General features: G+C 64.9%; 17 protein-coding genes. 5 read left to right on the plus strand and 12 right to left on the minus strand.

The annotated features are described in order from the left end of the window. Positions 1 to 44 precede the first annotated feature (44 nt). Complete coding sequence (locus AB0M74_RS07705) at positions 45 to 227, minus strand: hypothetical protein (protein WP_364902954.1); 183 nt, start codon at positions 225 to 227, stop codon at positions 45 to 47. 58 nt (positions 228 to 285) lie between these two features. Here AB0M74_RS07705 and AB0M74_RS07710 point away from each other — a divergent pair, with 58 nt between their 5' ends. Continuing rightward, positions 286 to 930 (plus strand): class I SAM-dependent methyltransferase, encoded by a 645-nt coding sequence (locus AB0M74_RS07710; RefSeq protein WP_364902956.1) that lies wholly within the window; start codon positions 286 to 288, stop codon positions 928 to 930. 74 nt (positions 931 to 1,004) lie between these two features. On the opposite strand, the gene AB0M74_RS07715 is transcribed toward AB0M74_RS07710, so the two are convergent. The 5 genes from AB0M74_RS07715 to AB0M74_RS07735 form a co-directional block, all read right to left on the minus strand. Beyond that, the gene (locus tag AB0M74_RS07715) at positions 1,005 to 1,724 is read right to left on the minus strand and encodes a DsbA family oxidoreductase (RefSeq protein WP_364902959.1); all 720 of its coding nucleotides are present in this window, start codon (positions 1,722 to 1,724) and stop codon (positions 1,005 to 1,007) included. A gap of 274 nt (positions 1,725 to 1,998) precedes the next feature. After that, positions 1,999 to 3,075, minus strand: a complete 1,077-nt coding sequence (locus tag AB0M74_RS07720) for a sulfite oxidase (protein ID WP_364902962.1) — start codon at positions 3,073 to 3,075, stop codon at positions 1,999 to 2,001. Next, positions 3,072 to 4,445, minus strand: a complete 1,374-nt coding sequence (locus AB0M74_RS07725; protein WP_364902963.1) for an FAD-binding oxidoreductase — start codon at positions 4,443 to 4,445, stop codon at positions 3,072 to 3,074. The genes AB0M74_RS07720 and AB0M74_RS07725 overlap by 4 nt, the downstream gene beginning before the upstream one ends. A gap of 353 nt (positions 4,446 to 4,798) precedes the next feature. Then, positions 4,799 to 6,016: an MFS transporter gene (locus tag AB0M74_RS07730; RefSeq protein ID WP_364902966.1), complete on the minus strand. Its 1,218-nt coding sequence runs from the start codon at positions 6,014 to 6,016 to the stop codon at positions 4,799 to 4,801. Further along, a complete protein-coding gene (locus AB0M74_RS07735) occupies positions 6,016 to 7,011 on the minus strand; it encodes an NAD(P)/FAD-dependent oxidoreductase (RefSeq protein ID WP_364902969.1) in 996 nt (331 codons plus the stop codon). Before AB0M74_RS07735 ends, AB0M74_RS07730 begins: the two co-directional genes overlap by 1 nt. A 114-nt stretch (positions 7,012 to 7,125) precedes the next feature. On the opposite strand from AB0M74_RS07735, the gene AB0M74_RS07740 reads away from it, so the two are divergent. The 3 genes from AB0M74_RS07740 (at position 7,126) to AB0M74_RS07750 (ending at position 9,035) form a co-directional block, all read left to right on the plus strand. Continuing rightward, on the plus strand, positions 7,126 to 7,710 hold the full coding sequence (locus AB0M74_RS07740; protein WP_364903657.1) for an XRE family transcriptional regulator: 585 nt from the start codon (positions 7,126 to 7,128) through the stop codon (positions 7,708 to 7,710). 129 nt (positions 7,711 to 7,839) lie between these two features. Continuing rightward, complete coding sequence (locus AB0M74_RS07745) at positions 7,840 to 8,445, plus strand: ATP-dependent Clp protease proteolytic subunit (protein ID WP_364902971.1); 606 nt, start codon at positions 7,840 to 7,842, stop codon at positions 8,443 to 8,445. Further along, on the plus strand, positions 8,442 to 9,035 hold the full coding sequence (locus AB0M74_RS07750; protein ID WP_364902974.1) for an ATP-dependent Clp protease proteolytic subunit: 594 nt from the start codon (positions 8,442 to 8,444) through the stop codon (positions 9,033 to 9,035). The genes AB0M74_RS07745 and AB0M74_RS07750 overlap by 4 nt, the downstream gene beginning before the upstream one ends. A gap of 46 nt (positions 9,036 to 9,081) precedes the next feature. Here AB0M74_RS07750 and AB0M74_RS07755 read toward each other — a convergent pair whose 3' ends face one another. The 3 genes from AB0M74_RS07755 to gndA form a co-directional block, all read right to left on the minus strand. After that, positions 9,082 to 9,468: a helix-turn-helix transcriptional regulator gene (locus AB0M74_RS07755; RefSeq protein ID WP_364902977.1), complete on the minus strand. Its 387-nt coding sequence runs from the start codon at positions 9,466 to 9,468 to the stop codon at positions 9,082 to 9,084. A 150-nt stretch (positions 9,469 to 9,618) separates the two neighbouring features. Continuing rightward, positions 9,619 to 10,923: a hypothetical protein gene (locus AB0M74_RS07760; protein ID WP_364902979.1), complete on the minus strand. Its 1,305-nt coding sequence runs from the start codon at positions 10,921 to 10,923 to the stop codon at positions 9,619 to 9,621. Between the two features lie 228 nt (positions 10,924 to 11,151). Beyond that, positions 11,152 to 12,597 (minus strand): NADP-dependent phosphogluconate dehydrogenase, encoded by a 1,446-nt coding sequence (gene gndA, locus AB0M74_RS07765; RefSeq protein WP_364902981.1) that lies wholly within the window; start codon positions 12,595 to 12,597, stop codon positions 11,152 to 11,154. Between the two features lie 414 nt (positions 12,598 to 13,011). Here gndA and AB0M74_RS07770 point away from each other — a divergent pair, with 414 nt between their 5' ends. Further along, positions 13,012 to 14,553 carry an NAD(P)/FAD-dependent oxidoreductase gene (locus AB0M74_RS07770; protein ID WP_364902984.1) on the plus strand — a complete coding sequence of 514 codons (1,542 nt, stop codon included), beginning with the start codon at positions 13,012 to 13,014 and terminating at the stop codon, positions 14,551 to 14,553. Between the two features lie 16 nt (positions 14,554 to 14,569). Here AB0M74_RS07770 and AB0M74_RS07775 read toward each other — a convergent pair whose 3' ends face one another. From AB0M74_RS07775 to AB0M74_RS07785, 3 genes are read right to left on the minus strand one after another with little or no spacing between them, the layout of a single operon-like run. Further along, the gene (locus AB0M74_RS07775; protein WP_364902987.1) at positions 14,570 to 15,721 is read right to left on the minus strand and encodes an aminotransferase class I/II-fold pyridoxal phosphate-dependent enzyme; all 1,152 of its coding nucleotides are present in this window, start codon (positions 15,719 to 15,721) and stop codon (positions 14,570 to 14,572) included. 23 nt (positions 15,722 to 15,744) lie between these two features. After that, the gene (locus tag AB0M74_RS07780) at positions 15,745 to 16,965 is read right to left on the minus strand and encodes a cytochrome P450 (RefSeq protein WP_364902990.1); all 1,221 of its coding nucleotides are present in this window, start codon (positions 16,963 to 16,965) and stop codon (positions 15,745 to 15,747) included. After that, positions 16,962 to 18,656 (minus strand): non-ribosomal peptide synthetase, encoded by a 1,695-nt coding sequence (locus AB0M74_RS07785; protein ID WP_364902993.1) that lies wholly within the window; start codon positions 18,654 to 18,656, stop codon positions 16,962 to 16,964. Before AB0M74_RS07785 ends, AB0M74_RS07780 begins: the two co-directional genes overlap by 4 nt. Positions 18,657 to 18,819: the final 163 nt, after the last annotated feature.

Raw genomic sequence — 18,819 nt, forward strand, 5'->3', positions numbered from 1 at the left:
TTGCTCGGTGGCCCATAGGAACCACTATGGCCCGCGCAGCCCGCTCAGGTGGGCACCGACTCGGAGAGCTTGCACGGATACGGCAATTCATCCACGAGAATGGCATCGGTACACAGGTGGCGCCGAACAGCGTCGACCGTCGCCCCACTCAGTGAAATGTCGACCACCGCAACGGTAGGCAGCAGCGTGGAGCGATCGCACTCGTCGTCGAGAACGTGTTCCGCCACGTGGCGCTGTCCTGATCGGACAGGGGCGCAGGCTCGCCGACGCACTAGGCTTGCCGGGGTGAGCCGATTCGCCTGGGACCACAATGCGTACTACCACCGGACCTTGCTGCGCCACCTGCCGACACCATGCGCGGATGTGCTGGATGTGGGTTGCGGCGCAGGTGCTTTCGCCACAGCGCTCGCCGCCCGGGTTCCTCATGTCGACGCGCTCGACCGCTCGCCGGAGATGATCGCGGCGGCCCAACGCACGGTGCCCGCCAATGTCACGTGCGTGCGCGCCGACTTCCTGTCCGATGGCGTCGTGCCCGAGGGGCGCTACGACGCGGTCTTCTCGGTAACCGCGCTGCACCACATGACGCTGGCGGACGCGTTGCCCCGCATGGCGGCAGCGCTACGTCCCGGCGGAGTACTCGCCGCGATCGCACTGCCGAGAACCGACCTGCCCCGAGAACTCCCCGTCGAGTTCGCCGCCTTCGCCGCGCAGCGGGTTTTCGCCGCGGTATTCGCGGTGGCCAGGGCCACCAGCGGAGGCGATTGGTACGCGCGAGAACCCGCGCATGACGAGATGCCCGTCATGCTCGACCCGTCCCTGACGACGCGCCAAGTCCGCGCCGGCGCGACTGCGGCGCTACCCGGCGCAGACGTCCGGCGCTTGCTCTTCTGGCGCTATCTTTTGGTCTGGCGCAAGCCCCCGGCCGGCTAACGGCGAACTCTTCCGCGGTGGAAGCTGCCCGGGTGCGCCGCTGCGTCGCGATCCGGATTCGGCTGTCCCGCAGTTCAATCGCGAGTAGGCAGCTCGCATCCATCCGGGCCGCAGACATCCGCACCGCCGGCCATCTGCACGAGGGGTTGACGATCGCCCCATGCCTGCTCCAGCGCTCGGGTGAACACCGTGGATGGCTGGGCACCGGAGACGCCGTACTTTCGGTCGATGACGAAAAACGGCACACCGGTGGCGCCGAGCTGGGCCGCTTCCTGTTCGTCGGCACGCACCGCGTCGGCGTAGGCATCGGGGTCGGCGAGTACCGCGCGGGCGCCCGATTCGTCGAGCCCGGCGCCGACGGCGACCTCGACCAATCGCTCGTGGTTGCCGAACAAGGACTGCTGCTGCGCGAAGTTCGCGCGGTAGAGGGCGTCGAGCAGTTCGTCCTGCTTGTCCTGCGCCAGTGCGTGGTGCAGCAGCCGATGCATATCGAAGGAACTGCCGTAGTCACGCCCCTCGGTCAGATACGGGAGGCCGAGCTCGGCGGCCTGGGCGCCGATGCCGCGTTCATTGGCCGCCGCTTGCGCTTCGCTGATTCCGTATTTACGCGCGATCTTCGCGATCACCGGACCGGATTCGTCGGCAGGCAGCGTCGGGTCCAATTCGAACGAACGATGCACCACCTCGACGTCGTCGCGGTGCGCGAACGCCGTCAACGCCTGCTCGAAGCGTTCTTTCCCCAGGTAACAGAAGGGGCAGTTGATATCGGTCCAGATCTCGACCTGCACGGTCATCCTCTCACGTTGTCGCCCCCGGCCACCATCTGGCAACATCTCGACGCCCGCGTCTGTTCCCGTCATTTGTGCAGTGGCTGTGCTGGGTGCGCCCGACGACGACCTCGTCCGCGGGTAATCGTTCACGTCGGCGACGACAGCACCGAGCCCGTCGGCACCTTCGTGGAAACCTCCTGGCATGCCACAAACGGCGCGCATCGGAGGCGCTGTCGAAACGTCGGCGCGCACACGCGATGGGCACGGCGCAGCAGAAGGTGCCGCTTCCCGACCCCGGTCAGCGGACCGTTACGGCAACGCTGTGCATCAGATTATTTCCCATTCCCTGGAGGTTCCACACCGATCCGGCCGGCTGGATGCCGCCGTCCGCATCGGTGGCACGGCAGCTCAGCAGGTGCTCACCCGGTCGGGCGTCCCACCCGTAGCTCCAGCCGCGCCAGGCGAATTCGGCGAGCGCAGGACTCATTCGAGCGTCCTGCCACACGCCATCGATGCCGACCTCGACGCCTGCCACGGGGGCCGTGCCGCACCATGCCCGGCCGCGAATCGTCACGGCGCCTGCATCGACCGTGCGCCGCCGAGTCTGGAAGTCCGGAATGCCTGGCGGAATCATCAACGCACGCACTCTGATGCGTGAAACCGGTTGTCCGGGATCGTGATTGTGCTGTTGGTAGCGGTAGGCCGACGTTTGCTGGAACCCGATGAACGGCCGGTCGACGACCTCGATGTCTCGCAGCCATTTGACGCTTGTCATGCCGTACCACCCGGGCACGAGCAGCCGTAGCGGAAAGCCGTGCTGCGGCGGTAGCGGCGAACCGTTCATCTCGTACGCGAGCAGTGTTTCGGGTCGACGGCATTCGCCGAGGCCGAGCGAGCGCTGGTAGTTGTGCTCGACGTTGTCCTGGAAACCGCGATCGGCGCCGGTGAAGACCACCTCGACCGCCCCGTCTCGCACACCACACTCGTCGAGGATGCCGCGCAGCGGTGTGCCCGTCCACGAAGCGGTGCCGATCGCCTCCAGTCCCCACGGCTGGCTGATATTGCGCGGGTCCATCGCAGTGCGTCCATTGCCCGCGCATTCCAGGGTGACCGCCATCGTCGTCGCGGGCCGCGATCTGATGTCTTCGACAGACAACTCGAGTTCTCGCTCGACGTTTCCGGTGACATGTAACCGCCAGGTCGACGCGTCGACCTCGGGGATATCGAAATGGATCAGCAAGTAGTGCATGCCGATCGGCGTGATGTCGTAACGCATGCCTTCCAGCGGCATGCCATGGTTGCGCGTGGCGAGGGCGAGCTCGTCGAATCGCACGCCCTCCGCACGCGAGACGAGCTCGGTCATCTGCTCGGTCATCTGCTCGGGCTGATGTTCTGATTGAGGTGGAACAGGTTGTCCGGGTCATAGGTTCGTTTGACCTCGGCCAGCCGTTGGTAATTCCGGCCGTAATTCTCCGGTACGCGGGACCGGTCGTCGTCGTCCATGAAATTGATGTAGCCGCCGGGCTCGGAGTACGGTGCGGTCGCGTTGTAGTAATCGCGAACCCATTGAATGCGCGCCGCGTCGTCGGCGGGATTCTGCCAGGAGGCCAGAAAGACGGTCGCGAACGTCGCGTGGCGATAAGGGAATGCGGTGTCCGCTGTCGCGATTCGATGGCAGGCGCCGTTGATCGGATACATATGCATCGTCGCACTCACCTCGGGCACTTTCGGGCCGTAGATCAGGTGTTGTTCGATGGCGGCATCGGTCAATTCGGTGACGAAGCTGCCTTTCCAGTAGCTGCGGATGCCTTTGGGGAAGATCGCATCGAACGCGGTGTTCAGGGCTGGATAGGGCATCGGCCCGACCATTTCGCCGACCCTGGGTGCCAGGTCCCGGAACGGCTGCATCGCTTCCTCGCCTTTGTCGAGCGGTCCGGCCCAATGCGCGATCGCGGCGCAGAGCGTGTCACCGTGCCGGTCAGCGGGGATGAACTCCAGCGGCGGAGCGATCTGGAAGGCAGGAAATGCGCCGTAGGCTTCGGACGCGACGGGGATGAAGTCGCGGAAGAAGCGCAGCAGCGCGCCTGCGTGCTCGAGTTCGTAGAAGAACAGGCCGACGTAGACTTCGTCGACGGGGTGCAGCCGGTACTCGAACGAGGTGACAACGCCGAAGTTGCCACCGCCGCCGCGCAGCGCCCAGAAGAGGTCTTCGTTCTCGGTCGGGCTCGCGGTCAGTGCCTGCCCGTCGGCGGTGACCACATCGGCCGACAGCAAGTTGTCGATCGTCAATCCATATGCGCGGGAAAGATATCCGATACCGCCACCGAGGGTGAGCCCGGCAATGCCGGTGGTCGACACGATCCCGCCGGTCGTTGCGAGCCCATAGGTGTGTGTCGCGTAATTGAAGTCGCCCCAGGTTGCCCCGGCCCCGGCCCGTGCGGTGCGAAACCTCGGGTCGACGTGCACCCAGCGCATCAGCGACAAGTCGATGACGACGCCATCGTCGTTGGTACCGAATCCGGGCGCGCTGTGCCCGCCGCCCTTGATCGAGAGATCGTGTCCTGCGTCGCGCGCGAAGTTCACCGCCGCGACGACATCGGCGACCTGCTCCGGTCGCACGATGACCAGCGGATGGCGATCGAACATTCCATTGTGGACCGTGCGTGCCTCGTGGTAACCCGGATCGTCGGCGGTAATGACAGGTGCGCGCACCTGTTCACGCAATTCTTGCAATGTCGTGCCCATCGATATTCCCCTATCGTGCGGCGAATGGTGCGTAAGCTTCGGCACTGCTCGATAGTTCGGCCGAGATCGCTTGTCGCGCTTCGGAATTCGGTGAAATACCGAAGCGCTCATCTGTGCTCCGGGGTCCCGCCGCTGGTTGCCTTGATCGAATAAGAATCTCGCCGATCTCCCGACCCGCGTTGGCGTCCATCGATAGTGACGGAGGTAGCTAAGTATAGGACTCGAGCGGGTGGAAGGGTCGAAAGCCGGCTTTCCCCTTGCGCTCGATGTGCTGGACGCGCTGCTGTGAGCAAATCTGCTCACAGCAGCGCGAGTACACGCCGAACGGTTGGTGGTTTGGGTGGTGGGTGATGTCAGCTGTTGCCCGTTGCCGTTGATCGTGCCTGTCGTGCTCGGTCAAGGAGGATGAGCGGGACAGCAGCTGCGGCGAGAGCGGTTCCGATCAAGTACACCGAGGTGAGAGCGGCACCGTGTGTGAGTGTCGCGGCGGCGAGAACGGGTGTGATGCTGATGCCGAGCTGGAAAGCCGACACGGTTGTGGCGCCCGCGATGGTGGGGGCTTCGGCAGCGATGGCGAATACGCGCCCGTAGAGGGCGGGGTTGAGCACGAACGCCGCGATACCTGTCAGAAACACCGCAGGCGCCACCGCCCAGATCTGCTCGATCACGACAACCATGACGACCGACAGAATCACGACGCCGACCGCGCCGGTGAGCAGTGCGAAGTGAGGGCGCTGATCGGAGATCCTGCCACCGATGGAAAGTCCGATGAACGCGCCCACCCCGAACAGCGCGAGGATGGCCGGAATCCAGACCTCAGGGATACCGGTGATGTCGGCGAGCATGGCCGCGAGATAGTTGAACGAGATCATGTACGCCGCGGTGGTCAGGATGGTGATTCCGTAAACGCCCCACAGCGATGGTTTCCGCATCGTGGCGAGTTCCCGCGACAGGCTCGACCCGGTGGCAGGGTCGGCGGCCGATGTGCCGGCGGGGAGTCCGACTATGCAGGCAATGGCTCCGGCCAGCGTCAGGACCACGACGGCCCAGAATCCTCCGCGCCATTCGGTGAAGTGGCTGAGCAGCGTCCCGGCGGGACCACCGGCGACCATAGCTACGCTGAGGCCGCTGACGACGACGCCGGACGCGCGAGCGTTTCGATCCGGGGTTACCAAGCTGATCGCGGTCACCGACGCCACAGCGAAGAAGCCGGCGTAGGCGAGTCCGGAAACGACCCTGGAGAGCAGCATGACTTGGTAGTTGCCCAGCAGTCCGACGCTGATGCTGACAGCAAAGACCACCTGAGTGGCCACCAGGGCGGTGCGACGTGGCCAGCGGAGGCTGAACACGGCGAAAAGCGGACCGCCGAAGACAACGCCTAACGCGAACGCGGTGATGAGCATTCCGGCTGAGGAGAGCGCGACGTCGAGATCGGTGGCGACCGCGGGCAGGACTCCAGCCATCAGGAATTCGGCACTGCCCATCGCGAACAGGCTGAAACCCAGCAGGTACACCCCGGCGGGCAGCCTGTCGGAGCGACTGGTCCGGGACGACTCTACGGTGGTGGCCATCAGTAGACACCCCCGACATCGAGCCCGTCGCGAGCGACCGCAGCGGACAGCTCTTGTTCCAGCAGCCAACCGGTCATGCTGATCGCGGCAGTCGAGCCCGCGCCAGCGGCGGCGATGACCTGCGCTCGGGGGTTGACCACGTTCCCGGCTGCCCAGACCCCGGGGATGTCGGTGGCACCCTGGGCGTCGACGGCAAGAAGTCCACCGACCGTGGTCACGCCTAGTGCGGTCAAGATCGCGTCATGCGGTCTCGGGCGAGGTGCGACGAAGATGGCTTCGCACGGGACGATTTCGCCGTTGTCGAGTTCGATTCCGACGAGGCCTCGGGTCTCGGCGCCGGTACTCGTCACGACCTGGGTTACGTATCCGTCGATCAACCGCACGCCGTATGCCGTGAGCCGTTGCCGCTGCGCGTCGCTGAGTTCTATGCCGTTGAGGCAGAAGGTCACCGATGAGCTGTAGCGGCGCAGCAGTGCTGCCAGATGTGTCGATACCGCCGCCATAGTGCTGCCGATGACGACGATCGTCTTGCCCCGCACCTCGTAGCCGTGGCAGTGAGGGCAGTGGTGCACCTCGGATGCCCAACGCTCGGATAGCCCCGGGACGTCGGGGAGATCGTCGGTAATGCCGGTTGCGACCAGCACCGACCGTGCCCGCAATGTGCCCCCGTCGGCCAGCCGCATCTCGAGCGTGCCGTCCGGCTTGCGCTGCGCGTCGACCACTGAAGCCTTCACGAGCGACCCGCCGAACGCCGTGAACTCGGCTTTTCCGGCCGTGATGAACTCGCTCGGCGACATGCCATCGCGTGTCAGGTACCCGTGCATGTGGTCGGCAGACGCGTTCCGGGGCGGACCACCATCAACGACCAAGGTCGCGAACTGTGCTCTCGCGAGAACGATGCCGGCCGATAGCCCAGCAGCCCCACCACCGATAATGATTGTGTCCCAAAACACCTCTGACACTGAGCTGTTCGTTGTATCCGTTGTTGCGTTCATTCGGATCACCTCCGAGCAGGAGCATCAGGGATGCCACCCGGAACCGACAAACACTGTTGCTGAATCCGGGACACATTGATGGAAATCCGGGACACAGTGATTTGAATGGATCTCATGGAAGAGCAACCGAGTGTCGTTGCCGTGATCGAGCAGATTGCTCCCCGGTTGCGGCGCGCCCGCGAGAAGAAGGGTGTCAGTCTGTCCGACCTTGCCCGGGCCACTGGTATCTCGACCAGCACCCTGTCCCGACTGGAATCAGCTCAGCGCAAGCCCAGCCTCGAACTCCTCTTGCCGATCACCGCCGCCCTCGGCATCCCACTCGACGAGATCGCCACAGCACCCAGGATCCTCGACCCTCGCGTGCCGCAGCATCCCACCAGAAAAGAGGGCCGAGTGCTGATTCCGCTGTCGGGTCGACAGGGAGAACCACGTGCATACAAGATGACCATCCCCGCACACGACGAGGAACCCCACCTGCGGACCCACGCAGGCTACGAGTGGCTCTACGTGCTCCGTGGACAACTCCGCGTCAAACTCGGCGACCACGACTTCATCATGGGCGCCGGTGAAGCATCCGAGTTCGAATGCCAGGTTCCACACTGGTTCGGCGCCGCCGGACGCGGCAGCGTCGAAGTCCTCAGCCTCTTCGGAAAGCACGGCGAACGCATCCACGTCCGCACCCGCGCCCAAAAACGTTGAGATGTCATGTGCCTTCCAGCCGGATGCGATGGTTACGTCGCGGGGCGAGCTCGACGTCGCTGCTGTGGGCAGATCTGCTGACAGCAGCGGGGGCCGCTTTTCAGGCGGTCGGTGCGGCACGGTGGACGTATGGCTCACGATGACAACACTCGAATGTTCAGCTGGCGAGCTCGCGAGCAACTGCTCAGCCGCCGAATACTCGTGCTCGACGGTCCACTCGACGACGACAACGGCACGTTGCTGATGACACAGCTGCTCACGCTCGCCGCGGAGGACCCGGAGGCGGATATTTCGCTGTGGATTCATTCTCCCGGCGGCTCGGTGCCCGCGATGCTCGCGATCCGTGACGTCATGCGGCTCGTGCCGTGCGAGGTGTCCACGCTCGCACTCGGATTAGCATGCAGTGCAGGGCAATTCCTGTTGTCCTCCGGCAGCAAAGGACGTCGTTTCGCCTTGCCGCGCGCCAGGGTGCTCATGCATCAGGGCTCGGCCGGCATCGGTGGCAGCGCGGTCGACGTCGAGGTCCAGGCCGAAGACCTGCGGTACACGGTGGACACCGTGCTCGGCATCATCGCCGAGGACACCGGGCAGCCTTTCGATCGGATCTACGAGGATTCGCTGCACGACCGCTGGTTCACCGCGACACAGGCCAAGGAGTACGGCTTTATCGACCACATTGTCGACTCGTTCGGGCAGATCGTGCCCCAACGCCAGCGGATCGGAATTTCGGCATGACCAGCTACACGATTCCCAATGTCATCGCGCAGCATCCGCGCGGCGGTGAGCGGATCACCGACATCTACTCGCACCTGCTCGCCGAGCGGATCGTCTACCTCGGCACGCCGATCGACTCGGGTGTGGCGAATGCGCTGATCGCACAGCTGCTGCACCTGGATTCGGAGGCCCCTGAGCAGGCGATCGACCTGTACATCAACTGCGAGGGTGGCGACCTGTCTGCGATGCTCGCCGTGTACGACACCATGCAGCACATCAGTGCACCGGTGCAGACCACCTGTGTCGGTCAGGCCATCGCCGTCGGTGCGGTGTTGCTGGCGGGTGGGGCGTCCGGCCGCCGCGCGATGCTGCCGCATGCCCGAGTGGTGTTGCACCAGCCCGCTTCGCGCGGGCAGGGCGCGATTCCCGACCTGATCCTGCAGGCCGACGAGCTGGTGCGGATGCGCGCGGAGATCGAGTCCATTCTGTCCGAGCACACCGGGCAGCCGCCGGAACGGCTGCGGCACGACACCGACCGCGATCGAGTCTTCACCGCGCAGGCTGCCGTCGACTACGGTCTCGTCGACCGCCTGCTGGTAGCGCGCTCGTGATTCCGCGGCGTTGAATTGCCCTGCAAAACTGGATGATCGGGAGTGACTAAGCCGCGAGCAACAGCAGTGTCGGTGCGGTGCCCGACCGCGGTGTGGGCCGGGGGAGAAGGGTGAGCCGGCGATGAGCGCGCAGTGCGTCGGCCACCTGCTCGGTCAGTCCACCGAGGGTGGTGCCGAGAGCCCCGGCCAGCGCGGCGATCATCTCGCTGGAGGGTTCCTTGCGGCCACGCTCCACCTCGGACAGGTATTGCGGTGAGACGCCTGCGCGCGCTGCCGTTTCGGCGATGGTGTCGCGCTGGTCCTGGCGAAGCATGCGTAACTGTTGCCCGAGCACTTCACGCCACAGCGGCTCCCGTTCGGACTGCTGCTCCGGTTGTCGATGCCGCTCGTCGCGTCCACCGGGGATCGAGTGCAGTCTCGGATGCTCGGTCATAGTCAGAGCGTAAGGCCACCTCGGCCCAGTGTGCCTAGTCATTACGCTCTGGGCGGACGAACTCTATCGATGGCGGATTCCCGGCCGCCGGTCCCGGCGGCCGGGGAATCGAGCAGACTCAGCCGGGCAATGACATCATTCGGTTACCCATCAGCTCGGGTCGTCGGCATATTCGGCGATCTGCTCCATCACTTCCTGAAATTCCGCCGAGACGTGCAGCTCGAGCTCGTCGCCCATCTCACGGACATCGGCCGCGAGTTCGATGATGCCGTCGTTCCACCAATAGACCGACGGGCTCACGGGGGAAGGCCGTTGGGCATGCGTCACCATCGCCATTTTCGCCAGCGTGCCCACGGTGACATAGGCGTCCGTGCCATCGAGCGGGTGAATAAAGACCGTGCCCTCGCACGGGACCACGAATGCCGCGCCCCATCGACCGATCACTGGATATTCGCTACGCCAGCGCACATGTGCGCTGGCGTAGTCGGCTGAGCCGTAGAGGCCGAAAATCCGCTCGCCGTCCTCGTCTTCGAGATCTTCGACCGTGAGAAGTCCGTCGTCGTAGGTATTGTCCTCCGCGAGCTGGAACAGGTCCTGTTCTTGAATTCGCCAGTGGGACAGGCGGTCGGAGGTGACGGCCACCATCGTCTGGACCTGATCGATCACCACCCGCTGTACGAGTCCGGGAGCCAGGGTTCGTGCCACAACCGGGATACCGACGTCCGCCATATCCTCCGGATACATCCGTGCCCGCAATAGTGGCCGTATCCGTTCGAAGTCGTCCATGTCGAGCGGGTCCGTCGTCGTCACGTCCAGCTCATTGAACATCGTGGTCAGATGATCGGCCACCAAGGCGGGCCACTGGTCCTGCGGCTCAGCGGCGACCTTGCGGCGCAGATTGTCCAACGGCAGCACCCAGTCGGACCCGGACAGCAGCAATTCGTCGGATTCGATTGTGCAGGAATAGCCGTGGTTCTGCACGATCGTCTCGACCAACGTGAGCAGCAGATCCGAGGAGTCGGCGTCGTGTCCGGCCTCGATGCGCGACCACAGCTGGGTGAACTGCTTGCCGTCGCGGACGCGGACGGCTTCGGTGATGTATTCTAAGGGAGCCAGCTGCGCGGACTCCGCTTCGAGCGTGACACACGGCATGCCCGCGTATTTCCCCTGCCCCCAGAGCCACTCGCCGCCGCCCGCTCGCAATAGCGTCTCGCCGAGGTACCCGACGGCGGCCTTGACGACGGGTAAGGCGGAGGGTTCCATCATGACGCCCGGATCTCGCAGTGCCGCAAGGACGAACTGCTCCAGGTCGTCCAACGACTCCGGCGAGTAGTCGGCGAAGAACCCAGCCGAATAGGCCGTGAACACATCCGCCACCAACGGCGCGAGCTGCCGCTGCCAGGCCGCCACCCGCTGTTCATCGGTCTCGGCACGTACGTCGATCCAGAAGCTCACATCACCACTCCGCTAGGCAAGGCAACGCGAGATCCCGCGCGCCGCACCGTTTTGTACAGGCTCTGCGCGTGGTGAGCAACCGTAGGGCTTGCCAAGGCTGGGATCCGCAGCAGCCGGTGGGTCGGACGTGCGGCAGGCGCCGACACTGTCGGCGGAAGTCCTGCGCAGAGCATGACCGACGTGAATGGCTACCGCACGCCGGTCATGCTGTCGATATCGGTAGGGATGTCAGTCGGCCGAGACTTCGCTGCGGTCACCGCTCCAGAGAGTGTGGAACTTGCCTTCGGCGTCGGTGCGCTCGTAGGTGTGTGCACCGAAGAAATCGCGCTGGCCCTGGGTCAGTGCCGCCGGGAGACGCTCGGCCCGCAGGGCGTCGTAGTACGACAGCGACGAGGCGAATGCGGGCACCGGAATGCCGAGCAGGGTTGCGGTAGAGACCACGCGCCGCCAGCTGTCGATGGCCGTTTCGATCGCTTCGCGGAAGTACGGAGCGAGAATCAGGCTCGGCAGGGCAGGGTTCTGGTCGTAGGCCTCTTTGATCCGATTCAGGAAGCGAGCCCGGATGATGCATCCGCCGCGCCAGATCGTCGCCAGGTCGCCGGGGTGCAGGTCCCAGTTGTATTCCACACTGCCCGCGGCGATCTGATCGAAGCCCTGCGCATAGGCGACGACCTTCGACGCATAGAGTGCCTGCCGGATGTCTTCGGTGAATTGCGCTACGTCGGTAGGCTTGTCGGCCAGCTTGCCCGAGGCGAGGCCGACCGCGGCTTTGCGCTGGGCCCTGGACCCGGACAGCGCCCGCGCGAACACCGCCTCGGCGATACCGGTCACCGGAATACCGAGATCGAGCGCCGCCTTCACCGTCCAGCGGCCGGTGCCCTTCTGCTCGGCGGCATCGACGATGACATCGACCAGCGGCTTGCCCGTCTTCGCGTCGACTTGTTCGAGCACCTCGGCGGTGATCTCGACGAGGTAGCTCTCCAGGTCGCCGGCGTTCCACTGGGTGAACACTTTGGCGATCTGCTTGGCACCGAAGCCGAGCGCATCACGGAACAGGTGGTAGGCCTCACCGATCAGCTGCATGTCGGCGTACTCGATGCCGTTGTGGACCATTTTGACGAAGTGCCCCGAGCCGTCGGGCCCGATGTGGGTGCAGCAGGGCGTGCCGTCGACCTGTGCCGCAATAGATTCCAGCAGTGGGCCGAGCGAGTCGTAGGACTCTTTCGGGCCACCGGGCATGATCGAGGGACCGTTGAGCGCGCCTTCTTCGCCGCCGGAGATGCCCGCGCCGACGAAGTTCAGTCCGCGTTCCTTCATGGCCGCTTCACGGCGAATGGTGTCGGTGTAGAGCGCATTGCCGCCGTCGATGATGATGTCGCCCGGCTCCATTGCCGCCGCGAGCTCCTCGATGACGGCGTCGGTCGGATCGCCCGCCTTGACCATGATCAGCACCCGGCGTGGCTTCTCCAGCGCCGCGACGAATTCCTCGATGGTCTCGGTGCGCACGAAGTCGCCGTCGCCGGCGTGCGCCTCGAGCAGGGCGTCTGTCTTGGCCACGCTGCGGTTGTGCAGCGCCACTGTATAGCCGTGCTTGGCGAAGTTTCGGGCGATGTTGCTGCCCATGACTGCCAGGCCGGTAACCCCGATCTGTGCGCGCGCTGTAGAGGTCGCCATGAATCCGCTCTCTTCGTTCGACAGGTGCAATGTGCGTGACCGCGCGAAGCTGTTCGGCCTCGACCTTTCTACCCCTTCGGTCGCCACGATGACGAACACACCCGCCGAGTCGACGCGTCGGGCTCAGTCGAGGTGGTCGTGCAGGCCCCGGTTTCCATGATTGATAGCTGTATGTGTGCTGTGCCTAACTATCTACGTTGGTGGGTTAAGTGGTAGGACGCGACTAGCTTCCTGCATGTCTCGTTGATGTGAGGCATCGGCACGACTAACTCCCGCTCATATCGATGAAACGCCGAAGGCTGAACTGTTACTGGTTTTCGATTTCATAACCATTAATCTGGTAATAACGCCGCAGCGGATAGTTTGCTGACACGAGTGTTGTCCACCGGTGCGGCCGACGAATCGAGGAACGTCATGGACAAGCAGCTGGACCTGAAGGTGGTGATCGTCGGCGGCGGGTTCGGCGGACTCGGCATGGGGGTCGCGCTGAAGAAGGCCGGAATCGACAGCTTCGCGATAGTGGAGAAGGGCGGTGATGTCGGCGGGGTGTGGCGGGAGAACACCTACCCCGGCTGCTCGTGCGACGTTCCTTCGCACCTGTACTCGTTCTCGTTCGCGCCCTACCGCAGCGCGAAGACGCGGTACCCGAGCCAGGAACGGATCCTGGCCTATCTCCGCGGAGTCGCCGACACCTACGACCTGCTACCGCACCTGCGCCTGCACACCACCGTCGTCGAAGCGTCCTATCGTGAGGACATCGCTCGGTGGGAATTGACCACCGGTACCGGAGAGCACATCGTGGCCGACCTCCTCGTCTTCGCCGTAGGCCAGTTGCATCGCCGCTATGTCCCGGATATCCCTGGCCGCGAGGACTTCACCGGCGCGGCCTTCCACTCGGCGCACTGGGATCATCGCCAGAACCTGCGCGGCCGGGATGTGGCGGTGGTCGGCACCGGATCCAGCGCCGGACAGCTGCTGCCGAAGATCGCCGCCGATGCCCGCACGGTGACCGTGTATCAACGCACACCGCACTGGGTGTTGCCGAAACCCGCGGCCGAGTTCGGTGCGATCAGCCGCTGGGTGTTGCGGATGCCGGGCGCGCATCGGCTCTACCGGCAGGCCCTGTACTACGGCGCCGACATTGCGTTGGCGCCGATCGTGCACCGCGGCTGGTCGGCCCGACCTGCCCACTGGCTGGCACGTATCCACCTGCGCCGACACGTCAGTGATCCGGCACTACGCGCGGCACTCACTCCCGATTACCCGATCGGCAGCAAGCGGATCGTTTTCGACAGCCGGTTCCACTCCACCCTGGGCCGGGAGAATGTCGAGCTGGTCACCGATCCCATCGCGCGCATCACCCGCAACGGGATCGAAACCGGCGACGGCACCCATCGGCGCGCGGATGTCATCGTGTGGGCCACCGGTTTTCGGGCGTCGGAGTTCCTGACGCCGATGACGGTCCGCGGCCGGGGCGGTCGACTCCTGCGCGAGCAATGGTCGGACGGGGCGGAGGCGTTTCTGGGATTGGCGGTGCCCGGATTCCCCAACGCCTTCCTCATTGCCGGACCGAACTCGTTCAATCCGGCGGGCAGCAATCCCGGCATGAAGGAACGCCAGATCGCCTACATCATGGCGTGTCTGAGGTGGCGCGACGCGATCGGCGCACCCGCGATCGAGGTGAGCGGCGATGCGATGCGGCAGTACCGGCAATGGCTGGAACGAGCCATCGCGAAGACCGTATGGCCCGCGGCCGGCGCGAGTTGGTACAAACACGAGAAGGGGCGTGTCACCAACCCATGGCCTGCCTCGGCGCGAACGTTCGCACGCATGCTGCACCATCACCCCGCGGCGGCATTCGTACCTGTCGCGGCGAACGACGCTGCGCCGGTGACGCCGCTACCGATTCACCGGCACCCCCCGACCCATGACGAGGCCACACCGACGGCATCCTGACCACGACCGTCGGTGGCTATCGACGATCGGTCGTGACGTCATGGCACAGCTCGTCGATCACCTGCTTGCGCACATGGGACACGGTGACGATGCGAGCCCGGTCGCCGACAGTGGCCAAATGGTACTTCCGACAGATCCATTCGGCGGGCCGGTCGAAAGTGACCATGATCGACAAAGGGTTCCGGGCCGGCCGCAGCCCGGCGCCTGCGAGTTTCTCGACAGCCCGCTCGGCCATCTCGAGAGCAGTCTGTGCGGTCAGCTCCAACCCCGCCATTCCCTGTGCGGCCAACGATTGCCAGATCAGTGCGACAGCCAGTCCGCTGCGACATCCGGCAAGAGTGGCATCGGTCGCGCCGATGTACTCGCCTGCCACTTCGGAGCTGACCAGTTCGGATCGGCACAGCGCGAGTGCGCTCGGCAGCGGCATGCCCAGCGCCTTGTGCATGCAGACCGTGACGCTGCCGACTTCCTCGCGCACGAAACCCCATGACGCCCGCTCCGGGGTGAATGGCAGGATCAGTCCGCTCAGTGCCGCATCCAGGTGCACATACACCCGGCCCGCCGCCGATGCCGCCCTGATGATCGCGTCCACGTCGTCGATCGCGCCCGTCATGGTGGTCCCGATGTTCGCGACGACGACGGCGCCGCGGCCTGCGTCGGCGGCGCACGCGTGGGCCAACGCGTCGATGTCGATCCGGCCCTGCTCGTCACAGTCGACGACGACCAATTCCTTGCGCATCAGTTTGGCGCTCTTGCGGACCGAATAGTGGGTTGCTCGACTGCAATAGATTTTGGCTTCCGGTAGCAGATCACACCCGCGGTCGAGGCCGAACTGATTGGCCTCGGTGCCGCCGCCGGTGACGTATCCGTAAGTCCGGCTCGGATCTCCATTGGCGAGCCGGGCGACGAAGTCGACGACGGCCAGCTCCATGTCCTTGACACCGACGCGAGCCTTGTCCTCGCTGTCCGGGTCGCCGACATTGGTGGCGAAAATGTCGAGCAGACCGGCGAACCTGCTGAAGCCGAAGTCGAGATTGGCGGGGAACCCCACGATGTAGGACGCTTCGGCCCGCATGTCGGCAATGAACGTGTCCAGCGGCGCGCACGATTCCTGCGCCGGTCGAGGGGAGTGGCCGATCCGGTACCGGTCGGAGTTCGAAAGGTTCATGTGTACCGCCTGAGGGGGGAGAGCTACACGAGCTCGATCGGCAAGGTGGCATACCCGTGCAGAAAGTTCGAGTACAGCGGTCTCGGGTTGCCGGTGGGGATGATGGTTCGGGCAGTGCGCCGCATCTCCTCCAGCACGATCGCAATCTCCAAGCGAGCCAGATGCGCGCCGACACAGAAGTGTGGACCGTATCCGAACGCCAGATGGGGATTGGGCTTTCGATCGAACTGCACCGTGTCGGGGTCGGCGAATCGGGTCGCGTCCCGGTTCGCGGAGACATTCCACATCGTGACGACTTCTCCCGCGGTGATGTGCGTGCCGTGTATTTCTACGTCGGTGTTCGCGACCCGTCCGAAATGCATGGTGGGAGCGAAGCATCGGATGATTTCCTCGACCGCGGTGGCGAGGTCGCTCGCCGCCTCGAAGCCCTCCCAGAGGCCCGCGTACTCGGCGAAGGCGTGGACGGCGTTGATCATGGTCAACCGGCTCGTCTCGTCGCCGCCCAGAATGATGCTGTAGCAATTGGTGACGATCTGGTCGTCCGACAGTGGCGCGTCCTCGAATTCCGCGCCGATCAGCGCGGTGATCAGGCCGTCGGCCGGCTGTCGGCGCTGGTCCTCCACATGGTCGAGCAGGCACAGCAGTATTTCCTGGCGCGCGGCCATGGCCGAGACATCCGACTGCGCGGCGTCGTCGGAGCTCAGGGCCTGCTTGGTCAATGACACCAACAGATCGTGATCACTGTCCGGAATACCGAGTAGATCGCAGATCGTCCAGATCGGGATCCGAGAGGCGATCTCCTCCGCGAAATCGAAAGTGCCCGAACCCGACCACTCGGCCAGTAATCGCCTGGTGCGTTCCTGAATGCGAGGGGCCAACGCGCGCACCGCATCTCGTGTCAGTGCCGCTGTCATCAGGCGACGCAGGCGGGTGTGCCGGGGTGGATCGGTCACCGCCAGCATGGCGCCCGCCGCGTTGTCCCGGCCCGCCAGCAGGGTGAGCAGGACATTGCCCCGTTGCGAGGTGAATCGCTTGCTGTCGCGGTATATGGTCACCGCCGGGTCGTAGCCGCAGACCACCCAGAATCCGGGGTGGTCGGCGGCACCTTCGTGCCAGAAGATCGGTTGTCGACGACGTCGGTCGCGCCAGAATTCCGATATGTCGGTGCGCAAGTGCGTCGTCGGTTCGGTGAGATTCCAGATCCGTGTGTCATCCGGGCTCGTCGACCGGACTGCTCCGGTCATCCCCTGATCACCAACTCCGGTTCCGAAATCGACAGCAGCGCAGCCAGTTGCGTGGGCGACGGGGCATCCAGCAGCATGCGCATCGTCATCTGCACGCCGAGGACCTTCCGGATCCGGCGGGTGAGTTTGGCGGCCTCCATCGATTCGCCGCCGAGGTCGAAAAAGCTGTCCGCGGGATGGAACTCGGGCAGGCTCAACGTCTCCGCGAACAGTGCGCACAGCACCCGCTCCGCCGGTGTCATCGTCTCCGGCGCGGTGCGAGGGGAGGCGGTCTGGCGGACCGATTCCGTCACAGCGGCGTAGTCGGTCTTGCCGTGTGGTGTGCGCGGCATTTCGGTGCGGATCTCGACGCGCTCGGGCAGCAGATAGCCGGGAAGGTGTTCGGTGAGGAAACCCTTGACCTCGCTTGCCCCGATCGCATCGTCGACCACGACGCAGCAGACCAGCTGAGTGTCGGTCGACACCACGGCCGCTTGGCGAACACCGGGGCAGCGCAGTGCGATGGTTTCGATGTCACCGGGCTCGATCCGCCGCCCGCGCAACTTGATGCGCCGGTCCATGCGCCCGAGGAATTCGAGCTGGCCATCGGGGAGCTGTCGCACGAGATCGCCCGACCGATAGAACCTTCGGCCGGTCACCGGTTCGTCGATGAACGCTGCGGCGGTCTCCCGTGGCAATCCCAGATATCCGTGCGCGACTCCGAGGCCGCCGATCCAGAGCTCGCCCACGGTGCCCGGCTCCACGTTCGTGCCATCGTCGCCGACGATCCGCAAGGTGGTGCCCTCGATGGCGCGGCCGATCGGGATGGGTCGTGCCGTACCGATCAGCGGATCGCTGATGGTGGCACACACGGTGGTTTCGGTGGGGCCGTAGGAATTGATGAGATGGTGCCGGACGGTCCATTCCTCGACCACGGCGGAGTTCGCCGCCTCGCCCGCGATGATGAGTCGCAAGCCCGGGGGCACCTTGTGCTCCGGTATCGCCGCGAGGACGGAAGGCACCATGATCGCGTGGCTGATGCGATGCGCGACAATGACTTCGGCGATGCCGACACCGTCGGTCAGCGCATCGTGCGCGGCGAACACTGCGGTCGCGCCCGCTCCGAGCGTCGAGGTGATTTCCGAGATCGAGGCGTCGAAGGAAGGCGGGGCGAATTGCAGCATGCGAGCGCCGGGCCGGAGTTCGAGCGCCGCCGCGGTGGCGTCCGCCATCGCCGCGATGCCTCGATGCGGCACCGCGACACCCTTCGGCGCGCCCGAGGAGCCGGAGGTGAAGATGACGTATGCGAGGTCGTCCGGATCGATAGCCGGGTAGGTCGGTGGATCTTGGACGGTGTCAGCCACCGTGTCGGGCGACGGGATCGTCACCGTGACAATCTGTTCGGGTAGCTCCGGCGGCGGGTTTCCCGGCTCCAGCAGGGCGACTCGAATCGCGCACACCGCGAGGATGGCTCGCGTTCGTTCTCGGGGTTGATCCGCGGCGAGTGGTACATACACCGCGCCGAGACGCCAGATCGCCACCATCGCCGCGGTTGTATAGGGACTGCGGCGCGAGGGCACCACCACGGCGACCGAATCCGACTCGGCAACACCGGCTTCGGTCAATTCCCGGCAGATTCGACCGACCCAGTGATCCAGATCCCGGTATGTCAGCGTTAACTGGCTACCTATCAGCGCAACCTCGTGCGCCACACCGACAGTTTGTTCGTCTAACCGTTGCAACCAGGACCGATTCGGTGGTTGGAGCGGCACCTCATCAGGTGTTTGCACGGTCGTGACTGTAAGCGACCGACCGGTCCGACGCGTTACGGCACCACCAACAATGGGAATAGCCTTGGGTTTACATCACTCGGTG

Source organism: Nocardia sp. NPDC051463 (assembly GCF_040681975.1).
Classification (GTDB): Bacteria; Actinomycetota; Actinomycetes; order Mycobacteriales; family Mycobacteriaceae; genus Nocardia.

Excerpts from the sequence above, each read along its gene's own strand:
- AB0M74_RS07715 (WP_364902959.1), bottom strand. The coding sequence starts at position 1,724 with ATGACCGTGCAGGTCGAGATCTGGACCGATATCAACTGCCCCTTCTGT.
- AB0M74_RS07720 (WP_364902962.1), bottom strand. The coding sequence starts at position 3,075 with ATGACCGAGCAGATGACCGAGCTCGTCTCGCGTGCGGAGGGCGTGCGA.
- AB0M74_RS07725 (WP_364902963.1), bottom strand. The coding sequence starts at position 4,445 with ATGGGCACGACATTGCAAGAATTGCGTGAACAGGTGCGCGCACCTGTC.
- AB0M74_RS07730 (WP_364902966.1), bottom strand. The coding sequence starts at position 6,016 with ATGGCCACCACCGTAGAGTCGTCCCGGACCAGTCGCTCCGACAGGCTG.
- AB0M74_RS07735 (WP_364902969.1), bottom strand. The coding sequence starts at position 7,011 with ATGAACGCAACAACGGATACAACGAACAGCTCAGTGTCAGAGGTGTTT.
- AB0M74_RS07740 (WP_364903657.1), top strand. The coding sequence starts at position 7,126 with ATGGAAGAGCAACCGAGTGTCGTTGCCGTGATCGAGCAGATTGCTCCC.
- AB0M74_RS07745 (WP_364902971.1), top strand. The coding sequence starts at position 7,840 with ATGGCTCACGATGACAACACTCGAATGTTCAGCTGGCGAGCTCGCGAG.
- AB0M74_RS07750 (WP_364902974.1), top strand. The coding sequence starts at position 8,442 with ATGACCAGCTACACGATTCCCAATGTCATCGCGCAGCATCCGCGCGGC.
- AB0M74_RS07755 (WP_364902977.1), bottom strand. The coding sequence starts at position 9,468 with ATGACCGAGCATCCGAGACTGCACTCGATCCCCGGTGGACGCGACGAG.
- gndA (WP_364902981.1), bottom strand. The coding sequence starts at position 12,597 with ATGGCGACCTCTACAGCGCGCGCACAGATCGGGGTTACCGGCCTGGCA.
- AB0M74_RS07770 (WP_364902984.1), top strand. The coding sequence starts at position 13,012 with ATGGACAAGCAGCTGGACCTGAAGGTGGTGATCGTCGGCGGCGGGTTC.
- AB0M74_RS07775 (WP_364902987.1), bottom strand. The coding sequence starts at position 15,721 with ATGAACCTTTCGAACTCCGACCGGTACCGGATCGGCCACTCCCCTCGA.
- AB0M74_RS07780 (WP_364902990.1), bottom strand. The coding sequence starts at position 16,965 with ATGACCGGAGCAGTCCGGTCGACGAGCCCGGATGACACACGGATCTGG.